The 1044-nt window shown below is 69.7% G+C and carries 1 protein-coding gene; it reads right to left on the bottom strand.

The window, feature by feature from the left end:
- On the bottom strand, window positions 1–1044 hold a 1044-nt coding region (locus AB0N07_RS52110; protein WP_365848150.1), incomplete at both ends, for an amino acid permease.

The raw sequence follows: 1044 nt of genomic DNA, 5'->3' as shown, positions 1-1044 counted from the left end.
CGGCACACCGCCGCGGTTGGTGTGGGTGAAGGCCCGGGGCGCCTGGCCGTCGTGGGCCATCGCGTAGAGCAGGCGACCGGACGCGTAGATGCAGGCGTTGATCGCGGAGACGGCGGCCGTGAGCACCACGAAGTTCAGCAGGTGCGGGGCGAAGGGGACGCCGAGGCCCTCGAAGATCTGCACGAACGGGCTGGCCTTGCCGTCCACCTGGTTCCAGGGGACGAGGGCCATGATGACCGCCATCGTCAGCACGTAGAACAACAGGATGCGGATCGGCACCGTGTTGATGGCCTTGGGCAGCACCTTCTCCGGGTTCTTGGCCTCGCCCGCGGCCACGCCGAGGGTCTCGATGCCGCCGAAGGAGAAGGTCACGATGGTGAGCGCGGTCAGCACGCCCAGGATGCCGTGCGGCAGGAATCCGCCGTGGTCCACGAGGTTCGCCAGGCTGGCCTGGGTGCCGTCCGCGGTGGAGGCGCCGGTGAAGAGCAGGATCACACCGCCGAAGATCATCGCCACGATGGCCCCGACCTTCACGAGCGTCAGCCAGAACTCGGCCTCACCGAAGTTGCCGACGTGCGTGAAGTTGATCAGGCCGACCACGAGGATCGTGGCAGCGACCCAGGCCCAGGCCGGGACCTCCGGGAACCAGAACGCCATGTACGTGGTGATGGCGGCGGTGTCCGCGACGACCACGACGGCCAGCTCGAAGACGAAGGTCCAGCCGGTCACGTAGCCGGCGAAGGGGCCGAGATAACGGGAGGCGTAGGCGGCGAAGGAGCCGGAGACGGGCTCACGGAGCGTCATCTCGCCGAGGGCGCGCATCACAAGGAACACGGCGGCGCCGGCGATCAGGAAGGACAGGATCACGCCCGGCCCGGCGGTCTGGATGCCGCCGGCCGAGCCGTAGAAGAGGCCGGTGCCCACCGCCGTGCCCAGGGCGATGAACATGATGTGCCGCTGGCTCAGGCCGCGGTGCAGCTGCCCGCGGTCCGCGGTGGCCGCGCCGGGCTCGGCGACGTGGGAGCCGGAGGGGGAGGTGCTCAC

Origin of the sequence: Streptomyces sp. NPDC051172 (assembly GCF_040682555.1) — a bacterium.
In the GTDB taxonomy this organism is placed as follows: Bacteria; Actinomycetota; Actinomycetes; order Streptomycetales; family Streptomycetaceae; genus Streptomyces.
The sequence above is the reverse complement of the archived record's forward strand: the minus strand, read 5'-3'. Positions and strand labels throughout refer to the sequence as shown.